Origin of the sequence: Actinomadura sp. NEAU-AAG7 (genome assembly GCF_018603865.1) — a bacterium.
Taxonomy (GTDB): domain Bacteria; phylum Actinomycetota; class Actinomycetes; order Streptosporangiales; family Streptosporangiaceae; genus Spirillospora; species Spirillospora litoris.
This window is the reverse complement of the sequence record NZ_JAHFZY010000004.1, coordinates 95849-119153: the sequence shown is the minus strand read 5'-3', so window position 1 is coordinate 119153 and position 23305 is coordinate 95849. Positions and strand designations below refer to the sequence as shown.

19 protein-coding genes and 1 pseudogene are annotated in these 23305 nt (G+C 72.9%); 12 read left to right on the top strand and 8 right to left on the bottom strand.

Annotated features, from left to right (window positions below; all coding sequences use genetic code 11):
• The first annotated feature begins 255 nt into the window (after positions 1-255).
• Positions 256-906, top strand: coding sequence for a helix-hairpin-helix domain-containing protein (locus KLI87_RS19505; protein WP_246251233.1), 651 nt, complete (start codon positions 256-258; stop codon positions 904-906).
• Positions 907-909: 3 nt separating this feature from the next.
• Here KLI87_RS19505 and KLI87_RS19500 read toward each other — a convergent pair whose 3' ends face one another.
• The 4 genes and pseudogenes from KLI87_RS19500 to KLI87_RS19485 all read right to left on the bottom strand — a co-directional run bounded on the left by KLI87_RS19500 (position 910) and on the right by KLI87_RS19485 (position 3733).
• Positions 910-1866 carry a complex I subunit 1 family protein gene (locus KLI87_RS19500; RefSeq protein WP_214618185.1) on the bottom strand — a complete coding sequence of 319 codons (957 nt, stop codon included), beginning with the start codon at positions 1864-1866 and terminating at the stop codon, positions 910-912.
• Positions 1859-2473, bottom strand: coding sequence for an NADH-quinone oxidoreductase subunit C (locus tag KLI87_RS19495; RefSeq protein WP_242891861.1), 615 nt, complete (start codon positions 2471-2473; stop codon positions 1859-1861). Before KLI87_RS19495 ends, KLI87_RS19500 begins: the two co-directional genes overlap by 8 nt.
• Positions 2474-2796: 323 nt before the next feature.
• Positions 2797-3288 (bottom strand): annotated as a pseudogene (locus KLI87_RS41890) (NADH-quinone oxidoreductase subunit B); the annotation flags it as partial.
• Positions 3289-3361: 73 nt separating this feature from the next.
• Entirely contained in the window at positions 3362-3733 is a 372-nt protein-coding gene (locus KLI87_RS19485) for an NADH-quinone oxidoreductase subunit A (protein WP_214618183.1), read from the bottom strand.
• Between the two features lie 367 nt (positions 3734-4100).
• On the opposite strand from KLI87_RS19485, the gene KLI87_RS19480 reads away from it, so the two are divergent.
• The 6 genes from KLI87_RS19480 to KLI87_RS19460 all read left to right on the top strand — a co-directional run bounded on the left by KLI87_RS19480 (position 4101) and on the right by KLI87_RS19460 (position 11694).
• A complete protein-coding gene (locus KLI87_RS19480) occupies positions 4101-5171 on the top strand; it encodes a hypothetical protein (protein ID WP_242891859.1) in 1071 nt (356 codons plus the stop codon).
• A 219-nt stretch (positions 5172-5390) separates the two neighbouring features.
• Entirely contained in the window at positions 5391-6995 is a 1605-nt protein-coding gene (locus KLI87_RS19475) for a hypothetical protein (protein WP_214618182.1), read from the top strand.
• A 167-nt stretch (positions 6996-7162) separates the two neighbouring features.
• Positions 7163-7270 carry a putative leader peptide gene (locus KLI87_RS41885; protein WP_372492438.1) on the top strand — a complete coding sequence of 36 codons (108 nt, stop codon included), beginning with the start codon at positions 7163-7165 and terminating at the stop codon, positions 7268-7270.
• A 356-nt stretch (positions 7271-7626) separates the two neighbouring features.
• The gene (locus KLI87_RS19470) at positions 7627-9468 is read left to right on the top strand and encodes a 2-oxoacid:acceptor oxidoreductase subunit alpha (protein WP_214618181.1); all 1842 of its coding nucleotides are present in this window, start codon (positions 7627-7629) and stop codon (positions 9466-9468) included.
• Positions 9461-10540: a 2-oxoacid:ferredoxin oxidoreductase subunit beta gene (locus tag KLI87_RS19465; protein WP_214618180.1), complete on the top strand. Its 1080-nt coding sequence runs from the start codon at positions 9461-9463 to the stop codon at positions 10538-10540. The genes KLI87_RS19470 and KLI87_RS19465 overlap by 8 nt, the downstream gene beginning before the upstream one ends.
• 407 nt (positions 10541-10947) lie before the next feature.
• Positions 10948-11694 carry a hypothetical protein gene (locus KLI87_RS19460; protein ID WP_214618179.1) on the top strand — a complete coding sequence of 249 codons (747 nt, stop codon included), beginning with the start codon at positions 10948-10950 and terminating at the stop codon, positions 11692-11694.
• A 9-nt stretch (positions 11695-11703) separates the two neighbouring features.
• Here the strand turns inward: KLI87_RS19460 and KLI87_RS19455 are convergent, their stop codons facing one another.
• Together KLI87_RS19455 and KLI87_RS41580 are read right to left on the bottom strand one after the other, a co-directional pair.
• On the bottom strand, positions 11704-12531 hold the full coding sequence (locus tag KLI87_RS19455; RefSeq protein ID WP_250904057.1) for a YceI family protein: 828 nt from the start codon (positions 12529-12531) through the stop codon (positions 11704-11706).
• An 80-nt stretch (positions 12532-12611) separates the two neighbouring features.
• A complete protein-coding gene (locus tag KLI87_RS41580) occupies positions 12612-15239 on the bottom strand; it encodes an MFS transporter (RefSeq protein ID WP_214618178.1) in 2628 nt (875 codons plus the stop codon).
• 135 nt (positions 15240-15374) lie between these two features.
• Here KLI87_RS41580 and KLI87_RS19445 point away from each other — a divergent pair, with 135 nt between their 5' ends.
• The 5 genes from KLI87_RS19445 (at position 15375) to KLI87_RS19425 (ending at position 22326) form a co-directional block, all read left to right on the top strand.
• On the top strand, positions 15375-16019 hold the full coding sequence (locus KLI87_RS19445) for a TetR/AcrR family transcriptional regulator (RefSeq protein ID WP_250904056.1): 645 nt from the start codon (positions 15375-15377) through the stop codon (positions 16017-16019).
• A gap of 89 nt (positions 16020-16108) precedes the next feature.
• Entirely contained in the window at positions 16109-18595 is a 2487-nt protein-coding gene (locus KLI87_RS19440; protein WP_214618177.1) for an alpha/beta fold hydrolase, read from the top strand.
• Positions 18592-19458, top strand: coding sequence for an ABC transporter permease (locus KLI87_RS19435; RefSeq protein ID WP_214618176.1), 867 nt, complete (start codon positions 18592-18594; stop codon positions 19456-19458). Before KLI87_RS19440 ends, KLI87_RS19435 begins: the two co-directional genes overlap by 4 nt.
• A gap of 388 nt (positions 19459-19846) precedes the next feature.
• The gene (locus KLI87_RS19430) at positions 19847-20374 is read left to right on the top strand and encodes a GNAT family N-acetyltransferase (RefSeq protein WP_156222150.1); all 528 of its coding nucleotides are present in this window, start codon (positions 19847-19849) and stop codon (positions 20372-20374) included.
• Between the two features lie 329 nt (positions 20375-20703).
• On the top strand, positions 20704-22326 hold the full coding sequence (locus tag KLI87_RS19425; RefSeq protein ID WP_214618175.1) for an FAD-dependent oxidoreductase: 1623 nt from the start codon (positions 20704-20706) through the stop codon (positions 22324-22326).
• Positions 22327-22469: 143 nt separating this feature from the next.
• On the opposite strand, the gene KLI87_RS19420 is transcribed toward KLI87_RS19425, so the two are convergent.
• Together KLI87_RS19420 and KLI87_RS19415 are read right to left on the bottom strand one after the other, a co-directional pair.
• A complete protein-coding gene (locus tag KLI87_RS19420; protein WP_214618174.1) occupies positions 22470-22808 on the bottom strand; it encodes a hypothetical protein in 339 nt (112 codons plus the stop codon).
• A complete protein-coding gene (locus tag KLI87_RS19415; RefSeq protein WP_246251235.1) occupies positions 22798-23265 on the bottom strand; it encodes a hypothetical protein in 468 nt (155 codons plus the stop codon). The genes KLI87_RS19420 and KLI87_RS19415 overlap by 11 nt, the downstream gene beginning before the upstream one ends.
• Positions 23266-23305 lie beyond the last annotated feature (40 nt).

Sequence of the window (23305 nt, the reverse complement as noted above, 5' to 3'; positions counted from 1 at the left end):
TGCGGGCGAGGAGGGCATGTGAGCCATCACGCGGACGGCCCCAACGGTCCGGAATCCGGCCACGACCAGGGGGGCTCGCGCTATGGCCGCCCGTCCCCCGGGCGCCCGCCGTATAACCGCCCGCCCCATGGGCGTCCTTCTTACGGACAGGTTCCCCACGACCCTCGCGCCACTCCGTATCCCCCCGGCCGTCCGTACGGCGCGCCCGGCTGGCGGCCCCCGTTCGTCGGGCCGCCGATGCAGCCCCTCCAGCCCATGCCGCCCGCCCCGGCGTCCGCCGAGGGGCCGAAGGGGATCCTCTGGGCGTTCGTCCCGTTCCTGACGTTCGGCTTCGGGACGCCGTTCTCGTTCCTGTACGCGGCGCTGCGGCGCGGCTCCAGGAACCTCGGCGTCACCGCCGCCGGCTACGGCATCGCGCTGGTCGGATGCCTGGCGCTGACCTCGTCCGACGAGGTGGTCCCGGTCGCGTTCGGCACGATGCTGACGATGATGCTGTGGGTCGCGGGCACCGCGCACGCGTTCGCCGTCCGCTCCTCGGTCTTCCCGCGCGAGCTCCCGCGCAACCGGATCAACCAGCACGCCATCGAGGTGGCCAAGTACCGCAGGACGCTGCGCGAGGAGGCCCGCGCCCTCGCCGCCGAGGACCCGGCGCTCGCCCACGAGCTGCGGATCGGCCGCCCCGACGCGCCCCGCACCTACGACGACGGCGGCCTCGTGGACGTCAACCACGCCCCGGGGGAGATCATCGCGGCGCTCCCCGGCATGGACGCCGAACTCGCCGAGCGCGTCGTCCGGCTCAGGGACACCCAGGGCCCGTTCGTGTCGGCCGAGGAGCTGGCGGTCAACGCGGACCTGCCGCCCGACATCGTCCCGCAGCTCTCGGAGTACTCGATCTTCCTTCCGTGAGGGCTAGCCGAACGCGACCTTCAGGACGCCGGTCAGCGCGAGCTGCGCCAGCGACAGCGGCACCAGGTACGCCCACGCGAGCTTCTGGAGCTGGTCCTCGCGCATGCGCGGGTAGCTGACCCGCAGCCAGATGACGACGAACGCCAGCACGCCGACCTTGGCCAGCGTCCAGAGCCAGCCCAGCTCGGTGTTCAGGAACGGGCCCTTCCACCCGCCCAGGAACAGGACGGTCGTCAGCGCGCACAGCACCACGATCCCGGCGTACTCGGCCAGCAGGAACAGCGCGAACCGCAGCCCGCCGTACTCGGTGTACGGGCCGAAGATGATCTCCGAGTCGGCGACCGGCATGTCGAACGGCGGGCGGCGCAGCTCCGCCAGGCCCGCGACGAAGAACACCACCGCTCCGACCGCCTGCCACGGCAGCCAGTACCAGCGCCACTCCTCCGGGATGCCGGTCAGCGAGACGGTGCCCGCCGCCATCGCCGCCGACGACGCCGCGAACACCATCGGCAGCTCGTAGGACATCAGCTGCGCCGCGACCCGCATCCCGCCGAGCAGCGCGTACTTGTTCGCGCTCGCCCAGCCCGCCATGATCGCGCCGATGACGCCGACGCCCATCACGGCCAGCGCGAAGAACAGGCCGAGGCCGAGGTCGAGCACGACCTGCCCGTCCGGGCCCACCGGCACGACGAGCAGCACCAGCAGGTAGGGGACCAGCGCGACGCCCGGCGCGAGCTTGAACACCCACCGGTCCGCGTCGCGGGGGACGACGTCCTCCTTCTGGGCGAACTTCACCCCGTCGGCGACGAGCTGCGCCCAGCCGTGGAAGCCGCCCGCGTACATGGGGCCGAGCCGTCCCTGCATGTGGGCCATGACCTTGTGCTCGGCCTGCCCCACCAGCAGCGGCAGCAGCGCGAACGCCGCCGCGACCAGCACCAGCTTGCCGACGATCTCAAGCATCGGGGTTCTCCGGGGCCGGGGGCCGCCGGGCCGGGCCCCACGTCCCCTCCTCGGGCACGCCCGGCGGGCGGACGCGGCGCCGGCTCGGCGCGCCGTGCCCCGACTCGCCGGGCTCCTTCGCGCCCGGCCAGGGCTTGGCGACGCGCGCGGCGAGCACGAACTCCTTGCGCAGCGGGTTGCCCTCGAAGCCGTCCGGCAGCAGCAGCGGGACGAGGTGCGGGTGCCCCTCGAACCGCACGCCGAACATCTCGAACGTCTCCCGCTCGTGCCAGGCGGCGCCGCGGTACACGCCGGTCGCGGTGGGCAGCACCGGCTCCGCGCGCGGGACGCGGGTGCGGACGAGCAGGTGGTGGCGGCGTTCCAGCGAGTACACGTGGACGACGACCGCGAAGCCGTCCTCCAGCTCGTCCACGCCGGTCAGCCAGTCGAAGAACCCGCACGACAGCTCGTCGCGCGCGAACGCCAGCGCCGCCACCCAGTGCTCGGGCGGCACGCCGACCGCGAGGCCGCCGAACGTCTCCCCGGTGGTGATCTCCGTGCCGAACCGCTCCGTCCAGGCGGCGGTCAGCTCCGCGGTCCGCTCGTTCGGGTCGGGGGCGGCGTTCACCGGTCGCGTCCGATCTCGTCGTCGTGCCCGTGGTCGGTCAGGCCCGGGATGATCGAGGGATCGTGGTCGAGCGGCGGCCCGGCGTCGTCGGGCGGCGACGGCCTCTCCTCGCGGACGGGCTCCTCGCGGACGGGTTCCCGGACGGGCGGCAGCGGCCGCGTCTCCGCCTCCGGCTCGGCCACTGGCCCGGGTGCGGTCTCGGGTGCGGGGTCCGGCGCCGGTTCGGGCGCGGGCTGGATCGGGCGGCGCAGCACGGTGGCCGAGAGCGGACGCGGCGCCGGCGGCGGCGACATCGGCTCGCCGCCGTCGTAGCGCTCGCCGAGCGACTCGCCCGCGATCTTCTCCTGGAGGTGGACGATGCCGTGCAGCAGCGCCTCCGGACGCGGCGGGCAGCCCGGCACGTACACGTCCACCGGGATGATCTGGTCGACGCCCTTGGTCACGCAGTAGGAGTCCCAGTACGGGCCGCCGCAGTTGGAGCAGGCGCCGAACGAGATGACGTACTTGGGCTCGGGCATCTGCTCGTAGAGGCGGCGGACGGCGGGCGCCATCTTGTCGCTGACGGTCCCCGACACGACCATCAGGTCGGCCTGCCGCGGGCCGGGCGCGAACGGGATCACGCCGAGCCGGATGAAGTCGTGCCGGCTCATCGAGGTGGCGATGAACTCGATCGCGCAGCAGGCCAGGCCGAAGTTGAACACCCACAGCGAATACCGGCGGCCCCAGTTGAGCACGAACTTGATCGGCTTCGGCGCCAGCCGGGAGACCGGCCCGACGCTGGGCGGCGGGAGATCGATAGTGCTCACACAGGGCATTCTTGCAGCCCTCGCCGATCACGCCAGGGCCCCGTTTCGGCCCCTGTCCCCGACGCGTCCCGGCCCCTCGGGGTCACACCCAGGACAGGACGCCCTTCTTCCCCGCGTAGGCGAGGCCCACCGCGAGGAAGGCGAGGAAGACGAACATCTCCCCCAGCGTGGTGGCGCCGTATCCGGGGGCGGAGAACACCGTGGCCCAGGGGAACAGGAACACCGCGTCCACGGCGAACACCACGTACAGGTAGGCGAAGACGTAGTAGCGCACGTATGAATGCGCCCACCCGCCCCCCACGGGATCGACGCCGCACTCATAGGTGAGCAGCTTCTCGGCCGTCGGGCGGTTCGGTCTGAGCAGCCGGTTCGCGGCCAGACCGCCCCCGACGATGCCGCCGCCGACCGCGATCAGCGCCACCAAGACCCCGTACGAGTCGAAATAGTCCCGCACCGTTACCTCCCGGGGAGCGTCCAACCAGTATCGCTGATGCGCGTGCGCGTGAGTGTGACGTCGTACCTCCTCCCGAGAGGATCACAATGTCAATGTTTTGCTGCACACTAGAGAAGCGTTGGGGTCAGTTGACCTGGAAGGACGTGACCGGATGAGCAACCCTCCGCCTCCCCCGGGCTGGGAACCCCCCGGCGGCGCCTCATGGCCGCCGCCGCCACCGCCCGCGGGCCCCGGCGGTCCTCCCGGTCCGGGTGGTCCCGGCATCCCGGGCGGCCCCGGCGGACCGGGCGGGGCACCCCCTCCACCTGGCGGTTTCGGCCCTCCCAATACTCCTCCCGGCTTCTACCCGCCGCCCCCGGGCGCGCCGATGCCGCCGCCGCGCAAGCGGGGCGGCGGCGCGCTGATCGCGGCGCTGCTCGGCGGCGTGCTGGTCGTCGTCGTGATCATCGGCGCCGTGGTGCTCGTGCTGGCCTCCGGCGGCGGCAAGAAGCCCGAGGAGAAGCTGCGGGCGGCCGCCGACACGATGGGCGCGGCGCGCGCGGTCGGGCTCAAGGGCAACTTCGGCGGCGGGGCCGAGACGATCCAGGGTGAGCTGAACGTCACCAAGGGCGGCCGGGTCACCGGCCCCGTGCGGTGGAACAGCGACAGCGTCACGCTGCTGGCCGCCGACGGGAAGCTGTTCGTCAAGGCCGACTCCTCCTACTGGCGGCGGCAGATCTCCGGCACGGAGACGCCCTACTACCTCGGCTCCGGCGAGCAGTGGGGACGGCTCAGCGCCGACAAGCTCGACGTCGACTTCAAGCAGGAGCTGACGCCGACGGCCCTGTCCAACAAGCTGCGCGCGGCGGCCGCCGCGAAGGTGAAGCCGACCGAGACCACCTGGCAGGGCAAGAAGGCGCTGCGGTTCAGCACGTTCTCCTCCACCCTCTACATCACCGACGCCGACGACGCGGAGCTGCTGCGCTACGAGTCGACGACGCCGCGCCTCGCGCTGGATGTGACCCCGAAGAGCTCCGGCCAGGCGTCCTCGATCGTCTCCGACATGCGCACCAGCATGGGCGAGCTGAAGGACTCCTTCGACGGCTCGGCGCGCCCGACGGTCGACGAGTGGAAGAAGGGCGGCTGCAACGGCGACTCCGGCTGCACGGTCGAGGCCAAGATCCGCCCGCCGTACGGGGTGGAGACGCCGGTCACGATCGACGTCCGGTTCCGCCTCACCGCCGGGACGCTGACCGGCAGGGACCTCGGCAACTGCACCGCCCGGATCACGATCACCAGCAGCACCGCGCAGTGGGCGAGCTGCCGCGTGACCAGCAGTTCCTGGTCGAGCTGGGCGAAGTCCACCGGTGGCACGTACTACAAGCACGCCGACTACAAGGTCATCGGGGCCACGGCGAGCGAGGTGCAGGCCCTGCAGGGCGGCCTCGACGGCGAGTGACGCCGGACGCGCGGCCGACGATGTCCGAGCCGCCGTTTCTGGTGTGATTCGTCCGAGCTGAGGGCTTGTGCCCGGCGATGCGTGATTCCCGCTCCGGCGGGACGCGTCGCCGGGCACACTTATGCTCTGGGTGGGCGCTCCCCCCGAGCCCCGGCAGCCACCCCCGTACCTGGCAGGAGTGGGCCGACGCGGCCCGGAAGCGAGCAGAGTGAGCGTCGAGTGAGCGTTGAACAGGACGAGCCGTCCTCCGCGGCCCCGCGTCCGACCCCCGCGCCCGGCGACAAGCTCGTCGCGGGCGGACCCGCGTCCTGGAGGCCGGTGGCGGGCGGGCCGGAACCCGAACGGCCGGTCGCCGCCGAACCCGCACCTTCCGACCCCGCGCCCTCCGAGGACGCGCCGACCGGGGAAGCCTCCGCCGAAGCCGCGGCCGTCGAGCAAGCGCCTGCCGGGCAAGCACCGGTCGAGGAAGCGGCGGGCATCGCCGACACGACCGTGCCGGACGGCTTCGCGGCCCCGGCGGTCGGCGTGGCGAGCGCGACGGTCACCGACATCCCCGTCCCGGAGGTCCTCGCACCCGTCTCGCCGAGGGCGACCGTCCCGGACGGCTTCCAGCCCACCCTGCCCCCGCCTCCCCTGCCCCCCTCCCCGGGCGCCGTGCCGCCGGGCCCCGGCGGGCGGCCGCTGAAGCTGATCGTCGCCGCTGCCGTGGCCGCCGCCGTCGTGGCGGCCGGGGTGGGCGCCCTCGCCCTCACCAGCGGCGGCGGGACGGAGAAGGGGGCGCCGAAGAAGGCGTCGCCGCCCCCGTCGAGCTGGGCGCTGGGGGCCGGACGGCAGCTCACCTCCGGCCCCGGCCTGCGCTACGACGGGACGCTGACCGTGGACGGCAGGCCCGTCCAGGCGCGGCTGCGGGTCACCAGGGCGGGCTCGGCGAGCGGCACGCTCACGGCGGGCGCGCTCAAGGCCGACGTCGTGGCCGTGGACGGCGTCACCTACCTCAGGGCCCCGGTCGCGTTCTGGCGCGACTACGCCGGGGAGACCTCGCACCCCGACAACTACGCGGGCCGCTGGGCGAAGGCCCCGGCGTCGCTGCCCGGCTTCGACGTCCCGGACGTGCTGGGCCCGAAGTCGATCGCCGGACGGCTCGCGCGGGCGAAGCCGAACCCGCCGACCGAGGACGTGAACGGCGTCCGCGCCTACCGGGTGAAGACGGACGGCGCCGACTACCTGGTCACGGCGGCGGCCCCGCACGCGCTGCTGGCCGTCCGGGCGGCCGGGCCGCGCGGCCCCCGCTTCACCTCCGCGCCGCTGGGCGACCCGGTCGGGCTGTTCTCCGAGGTGCGCGCCCGGGTCGCCGGTCTCGGCGGCGCCGCCGACCCCGGGCTGCGTTTCGCGCCCGGGAAGCTGGAGTTCGTCAACTGCAACCAGAACACCAACGGCTGCACGGTGAGCGTCCCCGCCGTCCTCTCCTCGCCGGAGGGCGACGTCCCGCGCGGTGCCCGCGCCGCGCTCCGCACGGCGATCGTCTCCAAGGGCAGGCCGCTCGGCTCGTGCACGGGCTCGGAGCCGGTGCCCTCCGGGCGCCGCGTCGAGCTGCGGTGCACGGTCACGGGCCGGCCCTGGCGCACGTGGATGAAGGCCGCGCTCGACAAGCCGGGCCCGCACCCCTACGAGGCGCAGGCGCGCGTCGTCGGCGAGGCGGTGGCCCTGGCGGACGTCCCCCGCCTGCTCGCGAAGATCGACAAGGAGCGCGGGAAGAAGCCCAAGCCGACGGTGAGCGCCCGGTCCGGGGAGAAGTCCGGAGTGAGGTCCGGCACACCCCGGTGAGGCGTCCGGCGCCTCCGGCGCCTTAGCCCACCCCTGCCCGATCCCTTGTCGAACCCTGCCTCATCTCCGAAATCACCCTAGGGACGACCCTTGTTCCGGGGCCGGACGAGAGCCTCGGTCAGGGGCCGGTTCAGAGCGGCTTTGCTCGTGCCATCTACACTTCAGGCGTGAAATCCGTGCCCGGGAGCCCCGGCTCCTCGACGATCCCCGCGCGGCTCGTGCGTCGGCTCCACGTCGACCTGTGCCGCCAGGCGAGCTGCCTGTGTTCGCGATGAAGCGGGGGACCCGCCCAGGTCGCACGATGGGATAGGGCCTGCCCGAATCCAGGGGAGTCAGGTGAACTCCGGTCGGGAGTGGTACGTCTTGTGTTACGGGGCGACGACCTCCCTGGAAGCGGGACGTCACATGACGGGCGGAGCAAGGGTTTCCGGTCGGATCTCATCTCCCGGCCGGTGGCCACCGGCGGGCCGGCAGCGGCACGAGCGCGGCCCGCGCGCTTCTTCCGGCGTGCCCCCCGTCCCCCACGAAGAGCATGTCATCCCGGACATACCATGAAGGTAAGCCTAAGTAGCACCCCGCTCCCGGGAGCCTCCCCCGGGGCGGGTGCTGCGCGTCGAGGAGGTCTTCCTCTGTGACCAAACAGGTCCAGCGACTCGACCGCGTCATCATCCGCTTCGCCGGCGACTCCGGCGACGGCATGCAGCTGACCGGCGACCGCTTCACCCAGGAGACGGCGGCATTCGGCAACGACTTGTCGACGTTGCCGAACTTCCCGGCCGAGATCCGCGCCCCCGCCGGGACCCTCCCCGGCGTGTCCAGTTTCCAGTTGCACTTCGCCGACCACGACATCCTCACGCCGGGCGACGCGCCCAACGTCCTGGTCGCGATGAACCCGGCCGCCCTCAAGGCCAACCTCGGGGACCTCCCCCGCGGGGCGGACCTGATCGTCAACACCGACGAGTTCACCAAGCGCAACCTGGCGAAGGTCGGCTACGCGAGCAACCCCGTCGAGGACGACGCGCTCGCCGAGTACCGCGTGCACGCGCTGCCGCTCACCTCGATGACGGTGACGGCGCTGGCCGGTTTCGAGATCTCCAAGAAGGACGCCGAGCGCGCGAAGAACATGTTCGCGCTCGGGCTCCTGTCGTGGCTGTACCACCGTCCCACCGAGGGCACGGTGTCCTTCCTTGAGAAGAAGTTCGCCCGCAAGCCCGCGATCATGAAGGCCAACATCGCCGCGTTCCAGGCGGGCTGGAGCTACGGCGAGACCACCGAGGCGTTCTCGGTGCAGTACGAGATCAAGCCGGCCGAGCACGAGCCCGGCCTGTACCGCAACATCACCGGGAACGTGGCCCTCGCCTACGGGCTGGTCGCGGCGGGCGAGCAGAGCGGACTGCCGATCTACCTGGGTTCCTACCCGATCACTCCGGCGTCCGACATCCTGCACGAGTTGTCCAAGCACAAGCGGTTCGGGGTCAGGACGTTCCAGGCCGAGGACGAGATCGCCGCCGTCGGCGCCGCGCTCGGCGCCTCGTTCGGCGGGTCGCTCGGCGTCACCACGACGTCCGGGCCGGGCATCGCGCTGAAGAGCGAGACGATCGGCCTCGGCGTCGCGACCGAGCTGCCGCTGCTGGTCATCGACGTCCAGCGGGCCGGGCCCTCCACCGGGATGCCGACCAAGACCGAGCAGGCCGACCTGCTCCAGGCGATGCACGGCCGCAACGGCGAGGCGCCGGTCCCGGTGATCGCGCCGCGGTCGCCCTCGGACTGCTTCGACGCCGCGCTGGAGGCCGCGCGGATCGCGGTGAAGTACCGCACCCCGGTCATCCTGCTGTCGGACGGCTACCTCGCCAACGGGTCCGAGCCGTGGAAGCTGCCGGACGTGGCGTCGCTGCCGAAGATCGAGCCGAACTTCGCCGCGCCCGGCCAGGAGGACTTCCAGCCGTTCGCGCGCGACCCGGAGACCCTCGCCCGGCCCTGGGCGATCCCGGGCACGGCCGGTCTGGAGCACCGGATCGGCGGCCTGGAGAAGGCCGACGGGTCCGGCAACATCTCCTACGACCCGGCCAATCACGACCGCATGACCCGGCTCCGGCAGGCCAAGATCGAGGGGATCGCGAACGACATCGCGCCGCTCGACGTGGACGACCCGTCCGGTGTGGCGCGGGTGCTGGTGCTCGGCTGGGGCGGGACGTTCGGGGCGATCTCCGCCGGCGTCCGCCGCGTCCGGGCCGGCGGCGGGCACGTCGCGCAGGCGCACCTGCGCCACCTCAACCCCTTCCCCGCCAACCTCGCCGAGGTCCTGCGGTCCTATGACCGGGTCGTGGTGCCGGAGATCAACCTCGGCCAGCTCGCGCTGCTGCTGCGCGGCCGGTTCCTCGTCGACGTGATCGGCTACAACCAGGTCCGCGGCCTGCCGTTCAAGGCGGAGGAGCTGCAGGGCGTCATCCAGGATGTGATCGACAGTGAGTGACAACGGAGTGAACGGCGCGAGCGCCTCGGCCGGCCGGTCGCTGCTCTCCCTCGTCCCGAAGGCGGACGAGCGGCAGACGATGAAGGACTTCAAGACCGACCAGGAGGTGCGCTGGTGCCCCGGATGCGGTGACTACGCGATCCTGGCGGCCGTCCAGTCCTTCCTGCCCGAGCTGGGGCTGCGCCGGGAGAACATCACGTTCGTGTCCGGCATCGGCTGCTCGTCGCGGTTCCCGTACTACATGAACACCTACGGGTTCCACTCGATCCACGGCCGCGCGCCCGCGATCGCGACCGGGCTCGCGACCTCGCGTCCCGACCTGTCGGTGTGGGTCGTCACCGGCGACGGCGACGCGCTGTCGATCGGCGGCAACCACCTGATCCACGCGCTGCGCCGCAACGTCAACCTGAAGATCCTGCTGTTCAACAACCGGATCTACGGGCTGACCAAGGGCCAGTACTCGCCCACCTCGGAGCTCGGCAAGATCACCAAGTCGACGCCGATGGGGTCGCTGGACGCGCCGTTCAACCCGCTGTCGCTGGCGATCGGCGCGGAGGGCACGTTCGTCGCCCGCACGATCGACTCCGACCGCAAGCACCTCCAGTCGGTGCTGCGGGCGGCGGCGCAGCACCGGGGCACGGCGCTGGTGGAGATCTACCAGAACTGCAACATCTTCAACGACAACGCGTTCGAGCCGCTGAAGGACGCGGCGGTCCGCGACGACATCACGGTCCGGCTGGAGCACGGCGAGCCGATCGTCTTCGGCGCGGAGCGGACCAAGGCGCTGCGGCGCACGCCGTCCGGCTCGTTCGAGATCGTGGACACCGCCGACGTCGACCCGTCGGAGATCGCGGTGCACGACGCCCACAACCCGGACCCCTCGCAGGCGTTCGCGCTGTCGCGGCTGGACTCCCCGGCGTTCGAGCACACCCCGATCGGCGTGTTCCGCGACGTGGACCGGCCGTCCTACGACGAGTTGATGCGCGGGCAGGTGGACGAGGCCGTCCAGACCCAGGGCCAGGGCGACCTGGCCGCGCTGCTGGGCAGCGGCGACACCTGGCGGATCGACTAGCGGGAATCCGGCGCCGGAACCTTTGAGGCCCGTCCCCCGGTTGTCCCTGGGGGGCGGGCCTCGGCCGCATTGAAACCGCGCTGACGGGGCACGGTTGTCAGGTGGCGGCCCCGTCCCGGCACGGCGCGCCTTTCGGCAGGGGCGCGGCGCGCCTTTCGGCCGATCGCACGGGTGCGGGGCGCGGCCCCGTGCTGACAGACTGTCGAGACCATCCAGCCCTGGAGGTGACGATGCGGGTCGTTCCGCGCCGCAACAAGGGTCGTCCGGGGAGCGCGGCTCCCGCGCCTCCACCGGGCGACCAGGCGTTCGCCCCCACCGCGCCCCAGCCGCCCCCTCCCCCTCCGACCCCGCCTTCCTCGGGCCCGCCTTCCTCGGCCCCGCCTTCTCCGGGCCCGCCTTCTCCGGTGATGCCTCCGACCCAGGGGGTGCCGCCGAGGCCCGCGCCGCCGCCCGTCCGGCCTCTCACCAGCCGCGTCTCCGACGGACGGACCGCGCCGCTCCCGCCCGCCGCTCCGGGCGCGGTACCCGATTCCGACCAGCGCCGCCGCGAGCGGGCGGCGGCGCGGCGCCGCGAGGCCGCCGAGGCCAAGCGCAGCCGCGCCGCGCAGCGGGCCAGGCGGCCCACGGCCGCGGACCGGGCGGCCGCGCAGCACCGGTCGGCGCTGCTGGTCATGGTGCTGACGCTGGGCCTGCTGATCGCGGCCGTCGTGGTGACCGGCGGGATGGTCGCGGCGTCGCTGCGGACCCGTCCGGTGACGCTGGCCTCGCCGCTGCACATCTACCCGGTGAAGATGACGACCCCCGGGCAGTGCCCCGCCGGGACGCCCGGCATCACCGGCCAGGTCGGCGCCGGGCCGACCTGCTACTGGCTGAACCGGGGCATCGCGATCCACAAGGTGGCCGACCTGCGCGTCCAGCGGGTGAAGGGCGCGCCCGGCTACGACGTGGCGGTCACGCTGCGGCCGGTGGACCGGCGCGCCTTCGCCACCCTGACCCGCATGACCGTGGGCCACGACCTGGCGTTCGTCGTACGCGACCGGCTGGTCACGCTGCCGCGCGTCGACACGGCGGTGCTGGACGGGAAGGTCGCCGTGACCGGGTCGCCCGACCGCGCGGCCGCCGAGCGGCTCGTCCGCGAGCTGAAGGGGCGCTAGCCCCGCCGGTCACGCCTGCGGCAGCTCCGTGCCCTGGACGGCCTGGATCTCCAGCTCGACCTTGAGGCTCTCGCCGACCATCGCGATGCCCGCCTCCATGATCTGGTTGAAGCGGATGCCGAAGTCGGCGCGGCGCAGTTCCGCCTCGGCGCGGAACGCCGCCCGGAGGCCGCCCCACGGGTCGCCGCCGCTGCCGAGGAACGTCATGTCCAGGTCGACGGGGCGCGTGACGCCGTTGAGGGTGAGGCCGCCGTGGACGGTCCAGCGGTCCGGGCCGACGGCGGTCAGCCCCTCGCCCGCGTACTCGATCACGGGGTGGACGTCGGCGCTCAGGAAGTCCGCCGAGCGCAGGTGGTCGTCGCGGAGCTTGTTGCCGGTGTCGATGGACGCGGCGTCGATCCGCGCCGTGACCAGCGAGCGCTCCACCGGCTCGGCGATCTCGATCCGCCCCTCGAACGACCCGAACCGGCCGCGCACGCTCGACAGCCCGATGTGCCGGGCGACGGCGCCGACGGTGGAGTGCGCGGGGTCGATCGTCCAGGTGCCGGCCGGGGGCAGCGCGGCGCCGCCCGCGCGGGCCAGCACCAGCGTGCCGAGGTCGGCCGAGCCGGAGCCGTGCACGATCAGCGTGGCGGCCTGCGGCCGGTAGCCGGGCGCCGTCACGATCGCCGTGTAGGTCCCGGCGGGCAGCGGCCCGGCGGCGAGCACGCCGTCCTCGCCGGTGCGCTCGCGCGCGACCTGCCGGCCCGCCATGTCGGTGATCGTGACGATGGCGTGCGGCACGGCCCAGCCGTCCCGCGTCCGCACCGCCGCGCGCAGCCCCTGACCGTCATCCATGCTCGACCCGCGCTCTCGTTGCCTGGGATCCGTCACTCGCCTGTGCCGTCACTCGTCCGTGCCGTCGCTCGCCTGTGCCGTCATTCGTCCGGGTAGCCGAGTGTGAGATCGTGCCCGTCCGCGCCGGTGCCCGACAGCGCCAGGCCGGTCGCGACCGGAGGATAGCCGGAGGCGATCACGGTGTACCGGCCCGCGGCGAGGTCGGTGAAGGCGTACTCGCCGTCCGGGCCGGTGATCGCCATCGCGACGGCGTTGCCCGCCGCGTCCACGAGCGTGACCCTGGCCTCGCCGATCGGCTCGCCGGCCGCGGTGCGGACCGTTCCGCGCACCCGCGCGCCGGGCGGCATGTCGACGTCCACGCGGTGCTGGCCGCCTCCGGTCACCTCCACCGGCACCGCGACCGGACGGTGCGCGGCGGCGCTGACCGCGAGCGTGTAGGAGCCGGACATCACGTCCCGGAAGGCGTAGTGCCCGGAGGCGTCGGTGCGGCCGGTGCCGACGACCTCGCCGCGCACGTCGGTGATCACCACCATCGCGTTGGTGATCGGGACGCCGCCCGCGCCGCGGACCGTCCCGCCGAGGCCGCCGTTCCCGGCCAGCATCAGGTCGAAGTCCACCGGGCGGTCGCCGACGACGACGGTCGCGGCCTGCGGCTCGTGCTCGCCGGTCGCGGCGATCAGCACGTAGGTGCCGGGGCCGGGGGTGGGGAGCGCGTACCGGCCGTCGGGGCGCGTGATGGCGCGGGCGAGCTGGTGCCCGTCCACCCCGATCAGGGTCAGCGCGGCGGACGCGACGGCCGCGCCCTCGGCCGAGCGCACCACGCCCTGGACCGGGACGCCGCCGCCCCGCGCGTCGGCCGGTTCGGACCGCTCCATACCGCCACCGGCCGGAGGGCCGGGCGGGGACGCCCCGTTGGGCGACATCTCGTTCACCGCGGCGGGCCTCCCGTCGGGCGGGCCACCGGCGGCGACCGTGACCAGCTCCTGCTCGCGCCCGGCGACGACCGGGATGTCGGACAGCGTAGGGGGTGCGGGCACCGGCTCGGGCGCGGGGGCGGGCGCCGGGGCGGCCGCGGAGGCGGGCGCGGAGGCGGGCGCGGAGGCGGGCGCGGAGGCGGGCGCGGAGGTCCCGCCGCGTCCCGCCGAGCCGCGCAGGGGCAGCTCCTTCAGCGCGAGCGCCGCGAGGAAGCCGAGCACCGCGATCGGGATGCCGACCGTGAACACGCTCTCCAGCGCGTTGGTGAACGCGGTCAGCACGATGTGCTTGAACGGCTCGGGCAGCGCGGCGATCTGGTCGGGCGAGCCCAGCTCGCCGCCGCCCGCCGGGGGCGCGACGTGCGCGGCGCGGAGCCCGTCGGCCAGCTCGGCCGCCAGCCGGTTGGACAGGATCGCGCCGAACGCGGCCACGCCCATCGCGCCGCCGAGGCTGCGGAAGAAGGAGACCCCGGACGTGGTGGAGGCCAGGTCCTCGGGCGCGGCGGCGTTCTGCGCGGCGAGGATGAGGATCTGGAGCGTCAGCCCGAGGCCGACGCCGAGGACGGCGAGGTCCGCGCCGATCAGCAGCTCGGACGAGCCGACGTGCAGCCGCGACAGCAGCAGCATCGAGACCCCGACGAAGACCAGGCCGAGCACCGGGAAGATCTTGTAGCGGCCGGTGCGGGTGACGAGCTGGCCCGACCCGGTGGAGGTGGCGAGCATGCCGAGCACGAGCGGGAGCGTCATCAGGCCGGAGGCGGTCGGGCTCATCCCCTTCACGACCTGGAGGTACTGCGGCATGTAGATCATGCCGCCGAACATGGCGACGCCGATGCAGACCGAGGTGAGGCTGGCGAGCACGAACGTCCGGTTGCGGAACAGCCGGGGCGGCAGGATCGGGTCGCGGGCGCCGCGCTCGGCGAAGACCGCGAGGACGAGCAGGAGGGCGGTGGCGCCGAGCAGGAGGCCGGTCCACCGCGAGGCCCACGCGAACTGCTGGCCCCCCATGGACAGCAGCAGCATCACGGCGGTGGCCGCGCCGGTGATCGTGACCGCGCCGAAGACGTCGAGCCTGGTGTCGCGGCGGACCTTCGGCAGCTTCAGCACCCGCTGGATCACCAGGAAGGCGATCACCGCGAGCGGGACGCAGACGTAGAAGCACCAGCGCCAGCCGAGGGCGTCGGCGTCCACGATGAACCCGCCGAGCAGCGGCCCGGCGACGGTCGCGACGCCGAACGTCGCGCCCATGTATCCGGCGTAGCGGCCGCGCTGGCGGGGCTCGACCACGTCGCCGAGGATCACCTGGGCCAGCGCGGAGAGGCCGCCGACGCCGAGGCCCTGGCACGCGCGCGCCGCGATGAGCTGGCCGATGTTCTGCGAGAGCCCGCCGCCGACGGAGGCGAGGACGAACAGCAGCAGCGCGGACTGGAACATCAGCTTGCGGCCGAAGATGTCCGACAGCTTGCCCCACAGCGGCGTCGAGGCCGTCATCGTGAGCAGGGCGGCGCTGGCGACCCAGGACAGCTGGTCCTGGCCGCCCAGTTCCCCGACGATCGTCGGCAGCGCGGTGCTGATCACCGACGTCGAGATCATGGCGGTCAGCATCGCCATCATGAGCCCGGAGAGGATCTCCAGGATCTGGCGGTGCGTGTAGTACCGCCGCGCGGGCTCGCCCTGGTCGGACGGCCGCGCCGCCTGCGCCCGCTCCGGCGACCCCGGGCCCTGGGCCGCCATGCTCGGTTGAGCCACCCTGCCCCCAATTCAACCGATTACCTGTGCTTTGCATGTATATTATGTAGACGCTTGTTTACTTGCAACTCGGGGATACTGGAACCTGTCCGGATGCCGGGTGATCGAGGATGGAACGCGATGGGGATGCGGGCTGCGGAGACGGCGCGACCTGCGGAAACGGCGTCGCCCGCCGAGGCGGGGCCGGTCCGGCCCAAGCGCGACCGGGAGGCGACGCGGCGGCGCATCCTCGCGGCCGCCCGCGACCTGTTCGGCGAGCACGGCTACGCCGACGTCACCGTCCGCATGATCGCGGGTGCGGCCGAGGCCAACACGGCGCTGGTCAACCGGTACTTCGGCTCGAAGGCGGCGCTGTTCGGCGAGGTCCTGTCGGGCGAGTCGGCACTGCGCGCGGTCATCGCCGGTGATCCGGACGGGTTGGCCAGGCGCCTCGCCGAGCACTACGTCCGGCACCTCGACCAGCGGGAGACCACCGTGGTCACCCGGATGATCGACCGCTCCAGCGGCGACCCCGAGGTCAAGCAGATCATGCTGACCTACCTGGAGGAGGTCATCGTCCAGCCGATCGCCGCGCAGCTCGACGGCCCCGACGCCCGCGCCCGCGCGCTGCTCGCGTCCGCGCTGATCATGGGCGGCGGGCCCATCCGGCGGCTGCTCGGCGTCCACGCGCTGGAGGACGCCGACCCCGCCGACCTGGCCGACCGGCTCACGGCGATGTTCACGGCCGCGCTCACGCCGGGGGGCGGCGTACAGCCCGGGATGTAGGGGCGGGCCGCCGCGTACGGCAGCGGGCGCAGCGAAGATCGACTCGGTGGCGGAGCGGACGCCGCGGAGCCGCGCATAGGCTGCTGGACATGAGGCTGGGGGGCGCGCTCCGGGCGCGGTGGGGCAGGACGGGCCGCGCCGCCCGCTGGAGCGCCGCCGCCGCGGCGATCGCGCTGGTCGGCGGCACCGCCGCCGTGGGCGCCACCGCCGGGGAGGCGGCCCGCGTCCGGACGTCCGAGCAGAACGTCGCGGTCGTGGACGGCCCGAAGGACGACCAGCGCGTCACCCTCGACACCACCTTCTACGCGCCCGTGGGCCGCGCGAAGGGCCCGGCCGTCATGATCGGGCACGGTTTCGGCGGCGACAAGCACGGCGTGGCCGAGGAGGCGCGGGCGCTCGCCCGGGAGGGCTACGCGGTGCTCGCGTGGTCGGCACGCGGCTTCGGGCGCTCCACCGGCGAGATCGCGCTGAACTCCCCCGACTACGAGGTCAAGGACACCCGGCAGCTCATCGACTGGCTGGCCAAGCGCCCCGAGGTGCAGCTCGACGGTCCGGGCGACCCGCGGCTCGGCATGGCGGGCGAGTCCTACGGCGGCGCGATCGCGCTGATGACCGCCGCCTACGACCGGCGGGTGGACGCCATCGCGCCGCAGATCACCTGGAACGACCTCGCCGACTCCCTGTTCCCCGACGCCTCCGGCGGGGGCGCCGGGAACGGCGTCTTCAAGAAGCTGTGGGCGGGCCTGTTCTTCACCGACGGCGCGGGCGGTTCCGCATGCGGACGCTTCCTGCCGTCGCTGTGTGAGATGTACCAGAAGGTCGCCGAGACGGGCGCCCCCACCGCGGACGCGGTGGCGACGCTGCGCAGGTCGAGCCCGTCGTCGGTCATCGACCGCGTCACGGTGCCGACGCTGCTCGTCCAGGGGCAGGCCGACTCGCTGTTCCCGCTCGACCAGGCCGACGCCAACGCCCGCGGCATCGCCCGCAACGGCGCGCCGGTGTCGGTCGTCTGGTACCAGGGCGGGCACGACGGCGGCGACTCCGAGACCGGACGCGTCCGGGGGCTGCTGCGCGACTTCTTCGACGCGCGGCTCCGGGGCGGCGCGGCGTCCCGGGACGGCTTCGCGGTGACGCGCGCGGGCGGGCTCGACTCCTCCACCCAGCAGGTCGTCGTCGAGGAGGCGACGGCCCGCGCCTACCCGGGCCTCGGCGCCGGGCCGCGCACGCTCCCGCTGGACGGCCGGGAGCAGACGGTCTTCAACCCGGCGGGCGGGTCGCCCGCGTCGATCTCGGCGCTGCCCGGCCTCGGCGCGCTCGGCGGCCTCGGCGACCTGGGCGGGCTCGCGGGCGGTCTGGGCGGCGGGCTGCCGGTCGACATGCCCGGCCAGTCCGCCCAGTTCGACACGGCCCCGCTGGCGAGCCCGCTGCGGCTGACCGGCGCCGCCACCGTCCGGATCGCGGTGAGCGGCAAGGGGCCGGTGCCCCTGTTCGCCAAGCTGTACGACGTCTCGCCGGGCGGGCTCTCCGTCCCGGCCCGGCGGATCGCCGCGCCGCTGCGCGTCACCCCCGGCGGCGAGGCGACGGTCACGCTCCCGGCGATGGACTACCGCTTCGACCGCGGCCACCGGCTCCGCGTCGTCCTCGCCACCACCGACATGGGGTTCGCGACGCCGCCGCAGCCCGCCTCGTACAAGGTGCGGGTGGTGTCGGGGCTGACCGTCCCGACCGTCCCGGCGCTGAAGACCGAGCCCACCCCGATCCCGGCGTGGGTCTGGGTGCTGCCGCTCGTCGCGTTCGCCGTAGCCGCCGGGATCCTGGTGCGCGGACGCAGGGGGCGTATGACCGAGCCGTCCCTGAGCGACGTGCCGCTGGAGATAAGCGGCCTCACCAAGAAGTACAAGAACGGCCACCTCGCCGTGGCGGATCTGTCGTTCCGCGTGGAGAAGGGCCAGGTGCTCGGGCTGCTCGGCCCCAACGGCGCGGGGAAGACGACCACACTCCGCATGCTGATGGGCCTCATCCACCCCGACTCGGGTGAGATCCGCATCTTCGGGCACCGCGTCACGCCCGGGGCGCCCGTCCTGTCGCGGCTCGGGTCCTTCGTGGAGGGGCCCGGATTCCTCCCCCACCTGTCCGGGCGCGACAACCTCGACCTCTACTGGCGCGCCACCGGCCGTCCCCTGGACGAGGCCCACAAGGACGAGGCGCTGCGGATCGCCGGCCTCGGACCGGCCCTGGAGCGCGCCGTCCGGACGTACTCGCAGGGCATGCGGCAGCGGCTCGCGATCGCGCAGGCGATGCTCGGCCTCCCGGACCTCCTCGTCCTGGACGAGCCGACCAACGGCCTCGACCCGCCGCAGATCCGCGAGATGCGCGAGGTCCTCGTCCGTTACGCGGCCGGCGGCCGGACCGTCATCGTCTCCAGCCACCTGCTCGCCGAGGTCGAGCAGACCTGCACGCACGCCGTCGTCATGGCCGGGGGGCGCCGCGTCGCCGCCGGTCCCGTCGCCGAGATCACCGGGTCCGGGCGGCGGCTGGAGGACGCGTTCCTGGAGATCATCGGGGAGGCCCCATGACCACCGGAGAGATCACCGCCGCCGCGGAGGGCGGCTCGGGGTACCGCGTCCGGCGGACGCTGCCGCTGCGCGTGGAGGCGATCCGCCAGTTCCGGCGGCGCCGCACGCTGGTCGCGTTCGGGATCCTGCTCGCCCTGCCGTGGGTGCTGGTCGGCGCGTTCAAGATCGGCGGCGACCCGGGGCCGGACGGCGTGCCCAGCCTCGTCGACGTCGCCACCGCGAGCGCGCTCAACTTCGCCCTGTTCGCGCTGTTCGTCTCGACGGGCTTCCTGCTCGTCGTCGCGGTCGCCCTGTTCTGCGGCGACACCGTCGCGAGCGAGGCGGGCTGGTCGTCGCTGCGCTACCTGCTCGCCGCGCCCGTCCCACGCGCGCGGCTGCTGCGGCAGAAGCTCGCCGTCGCGCTGTCCTACGCCGTCGTCGCGGTCGTCAGCCTCCCGCTGATGGCGCTGGTCGCCGGCGTCGTCGGGTTCGGCTGGGGCCCGGTCGAGCTGCCGACCGGCGGCACCGTCCCGGCGGGCACCGCGCTCGGCCGGATGGCGGTCATCATCGGCTACTCGCTGGTCGCCCAACTCGTCGTCGCGGCCCTGGCGTTCCTGCTGTCGGTCACCACCGACTCCCCGCTCGGCGCGGTCGGCGGCGCGGTCGGGCTGGTGATCGTCAGCAACATCCTGGACGCGGTGACCGCGCTCGGCTCCTGGCGCGACTTCCTGCCCACCCACTGGATGTACTCGTGGATGGACGCCCTCCAGCCCCAGATCCAGTGGACGGGCATGGCGAAGGGCTCCGCGATCTCGATCTCCTACGCGGCGGTCCTGTTCGCCCTGGCGTTCCGCCGCTTCCGCGACCGCGACATCGTCTCCTGACCGTGGTCGGCCACGCGTCCACGGTCACTCTGCGTCAACGAAATTCGGTCGAAGAGGCAGAGATTAGAGCATAAGCTCGGCGAACCTCACGTACGGCTGGCGCGTCGTACAAGTGCAGGCGACATCGGCTCGATCAACGGGTTAACACCCGGCCCGACGGGGGAGATGATCACCATGGCACGGCAGCAGCTCATCAAGCGCCCCAAGCCCCCACGTCAACCGAGCCCGCCCGACCTGAGGACGCCTTCGGGCCGCCTCCTGCCGTACTGACCGGACGCACCCGTCCGACACGGAGACAGACTCCGCCTCCCGCGGAACACGTGAAACGCAGGGCCTTCCCGGCACCGGGAAGGCCCTGCGCCGTTGACGGCGCAGGCACACTGTGATCATGAGTGTGGTGGAGACGGAACGACTGCTGCTGCGTCCGCTGGCGGGCGACGACTTCGACGACTACGCGGCGATGCTCGCCGACCCGGACGTCGCGGGCGGGCTGGCCGAGTCCGTCGGCACGTCCCCCGCCGACGCCTGGCGCAGCCTCGCCACCTTCATCGGCCACCGCGAGATCCGCGGCTACTCGCACTGGGCGATCGTCGAGAAGTCCACCGGGCGCTTCGCCGGACGCGCCGGACCCTGGCGCCCGCACGGCTTCCCCGGCCTCGGCGTCGGCTGGTGCCTGGCCCGCGACCACTGGGGCAAGGGCTACGCCGCCGAGGCGGGCCGCGCCGCCGTCGCCTACTGCTTCACCGAACTCGGCGCGGACGAGGTGATCTCGGTGATCCTGCCGTCCAACGTCCGCTCCATCGCCGTGGCGACCCGGATCGGCCACACGCACCTGCGCGACACGACCTACCGCGGCCAGGAGGTCCACATCTACGGCCAGTCCCGCCCGGGGACCGGAAATCCGCCACCGCTCTGAACACGAGCGCACACCACGTCCCGCTCCGAACTCCGGCTACAGAAAACCTGCACAAAACGCTCCTCACCGAATGACGGATAAACGGCCCACCCCGAGGCGGCGAAAGGGGCATGGGAACGTGACCGCTTCCGTCCGTTCCCGTGGATGACACCACCCGCCCCACGTAGCCTTCGCCCATGCCCACGACGCGATCAGCGCCATAAGTCCCACTCCCCATGCCTCGCCCGCGAGCTCCTCCGGCGGCCCCACCCCACCCCCGCCGGTTTCGCCCCCAAGGAGACATGATGGAGAATTCGCACAAGGGATCGTCACGAAGGAATTTCCTGGGCATGGCGGCCTCCGCCGGCCTGCTCCAGGTCATGACCGGCGCCCTCCCCGCCCATGCCGAGTCGGCGCCGTCCCGCCTTTTCACGCCGCCCCCCAGAAAGGGCAACGGCAGGTCCGTGGCGATCCTCGGCGCCGGCGTCAGCGGGATGACGGCCGCCGTCAAACTCGTCCAGGCCGGTTTCGCGGTCACCGTCCTGGAGGCCCAGGACCACACCAACGGCCGCGCCCGCACACTCCGCCGCGGCGACACGATCACCGAGGTGTGGGCGGACGGCTCGTCCCACACCCTGACCTGCCAGTTCGACCAGGGCCTCTACCTCAACATCGGACCGAGCCGGCTCTCCCACCAGCACCAGCGCGTCTTCGCGCTCTGCCGCCGGTTCCGCATCCCCCTTGAGCCCTACATCATGCAGGCGACCGCCAACCTCTACCAGACCGACAAGGCGTTCCAGAAGGCCGCCAGGACCTATCGCCAGGTCGCCTTCGACACCCGCGGATACGTCGCCGAGTACGCCGCCGCGGCCGTCAAGAAGGGCCTGCTCGACAGCGACAGGCTGACCGATTCCCAGCGCGAGAGACTGCTGGCCCTCCTCATCGAGTTCGGCCAGCTCAGCAAGACCGACCATTCCTTCCACGGCTCCACCCGCTCCGGACTGGCGAAACCCCTCAGCGTCTCCCAGGCGGCCGAGGGCCCCGATCCGCTGCGCCTCGCCGACCTGCTGGACAGCGAGTTCTGGAACGACCAGTTCTTCCGCGGCGACGACAACACCTGGCAGAGCCCGATGTTCCAGGCGGTCGGCGGCATGGACGCCATCGTCCGCGCCATCGCCAAGACCGTCCCCGCCGGGATCATCACGCTGAACGCGCCCGTCCACGCCATCAGGCTCACCGACGACAACGTCCGCGTCTCCTGGAAGGACGCCGACGGAACCCACGACAAGACCTTCGACCACTGCCTGAGCAGCATTCCCATCCCGGTGCTGCGCCAGCGAGTCCACCTCGAAGGCTTCTCCCCCGAATTCACCTGGGCGGTCGAGAACGCGCAGAACTCCGGCGCCGTCAAGGTCGGCTGGCAGGTCACCCAGCGGTTCTGGGAATCGGAGCGCTACCAGATCTACGGCGGCATCAGCTGGCTCGGCAACCTCGCCCGGCAGATCGTCTACCCCTCCAACGACTGCTTCGCCCCCGGAAAGGCCACCCTCACCGGCGCCTACTCCTCCTATGACGCCGGCCGCCAACTGGGCGAGCAGACCCACGTCCAACGCCTGGCGACCGCCCGCGAGGCCGGCGCGAAACTCCACCAGGAATTCCTCAGCCGCTCCATCGTCCCCGACGAGAAGGCGATCTCCATCGCCTGGCAGAAGGTCCCCTACATCCAGCACGGCTGGGCCCACTGGGACCCCGCCATCCCCGACCACAAACGTATCTACCAGTCCCTGATCTACCCCCAGGGCAACAACAGGTTCCTGATGATGGGCGACCAGCTCTCCGCACTCCCCGGCTGGCAGGAGGGCGCCCTGATGTCCGCCGAATGGGCCCTCCAATGGCTCACCGGCGACCGCCGCGAAAGCGAGACCCGAACCCCGGTCCACCGGGTCCCCGACTCCAAGACCCTGACGACCTAGCACAGGGGGCGGCGCCCCCACACCCAGCGCCGCCCCACCATCAGGACCAGAACCCGCCGAAACACACAACCGACCACCACGGAACACCGGCCGTCAGGGCACGGACCTTTTACGGGCCAAGGCGCGATGCCGCCGAGGCGGGATCACTCCGTCCGCTTCGGATGGCCCGTCCCAGCCCATGTCAGCCACAGCGTGCGCTTCTCGTCGTCGACGAGGTACCAGACCCGGCCGCCACCCGTGACCTCGTACTGCCACTGGTCGAGGCTTCCCTCACGGTGCTTGACCGTGCCCAGGGATCCCTTCAGCCGGTGCTGGCGCGCGTCGGTGCGGCGAGGATCACCGGTGATCGCCATGTACGCGCGGTCGAGGTTCGGGCGGGACTGGCGTTTCAGCTCCTCCCAGCCCTTCACGGCGCCGCCGTTGGCGGCGATCAGCGTCCACGGGTGCGGGCGCTCGATGACGTCCCCGCGCTTAGGCATCATCGCCGGGCCGCCCGACGACCTCGCCACCGGTCTCGTCGAACGGGTCCGCGAGGCGCCGCGCCGTGTTGGGGTCGCTCCACGCGATGGCGGTGCTCCGCCAGGCGCCGAGGGCCCGGAGGAACGGCCCGAACTCGCGGGTGTCGACCCCGGCGATCAGGTTGTCGAGCAGTTCGCCCACGGCCTGCGGACGCTCCTCGACCGGCAGCCAGACCAGCCAGGGCAGCTCCTCGGCCAGGGCCTCCTCGGCCAGGGCCCGGTGCCTGCGCGCCAGGATGGACAGGGACCTGGCCGCGATCACCAGTGCCTGGCGCGCCGCCTCGAAGCGCTCGGCGCGCATGAGCACCAGGTTCTCGCCGTCGCGCCGCTCCAGGACGACGTCGGAGTCGTCCAGCGCCGGGAACACGCTGCCGGCATCGCGCGCCAGCGTGCTCCACGGAAAACTCGCCATGGCAGTCATGCCTACGAGTGTAGGCGATTGTTGAACTAGTTCAACAGTT

Bases quoted from the DNA above. Each gene is read 5' to 3' on its own strand.
- KLI87_RS19505 (WP_246251233.1), top strand. From the start codon at position 256: ATGCCGCCCGCCCCGGCGTCCGCCGAGGGGCCGAAGGGGATCCTCTGG.
- KLI87_RS19500 (WP_214618185.1), bottom strand. From the start codon at position 1,866: ATGCTTGAGATCGTCGGCAAGCTGGTGCTGGTCGCGGCGGCGTTCGCG.
- KLI87_RS19480 (WP_242891859.1), top strand. From the start codon at position 4,101: ATGCCGCCGCCGCGCAAGCGGGGCGGCGGCGCGCTGATCGCGGCGCTG.
- KLI87_RS19460 (WP_214618179.1), top strand. From the start codon at position 10,948: ATGCCTCCGACCCAGGGGGTGCCGCCGAGGCCCGCGCCGCCGCCCGTC.
- KLI87_RS19455 (WP_250904057.1), bottom strand. From the start codon at position 12,531: ATGGATGACGGTCAGGGGCTGCGCGCGGCGGTGCGGACGCGGGACGGC.
- KLI87_RS41580 (WP_214618178.1), bottom strand. From the start codon at position 15,239: ATGGCGGCCCAGGGCCCGGGGTCGCCGGAGCGGGCGCAGGCGGCGCGG.
- KLI87_RS19445 (WP_250904056.1), top strand. From the start codon at position 15,375: ATGGGGATGCGGGCTGCGGAGACGGCGCGACCTGCGGAAACGGCGTCG.
- KLI87_RS19440 (WP_214618177.1), top strand. From the start codon at position 16,109: ATGAGGCTGGGGGGCGCGCTCCGGGCGCGGTGGGGCAGGACGGGCCGC.
- KLI87_RS19435 (WP_214618176.1), top strand. From the start codon at position 18,592: ATGACCACCGGAGAGATCACCGCCGCCGCGGAGGGCGGCTCGGGGTAC.
- KLI87_RS19430 (WP_156222150.1), top strand. From the start codon at position 19,847: ATGAGTGTGGTGGAGACGGAACGACTGCTGCTGCGTCCGCTGGCGGGC.
- KLI87_RS19425 (WP_214618175.1), top strand. From the start codon at position 20,704: ATGGCGGCCTCCGCCGGCCTGCTCCAGGTCATGACCGGCGCCCTCCCC.
- KLI87_RS19420 (WP_214618174.1), bottom strand. From the start codon at position 22,808: ATGATGCCTAAGCGCGGGGACGTCATCGAGCGCCCGCACCCGTGGACG.
- KLI87_RS19415 (WP_246251235.1), bottom strand. From the start codon at position 23,265: ATGACTGCCATGGCGAGTTTTCCGTGGAGCACGCTGGCGCGCGATGCC.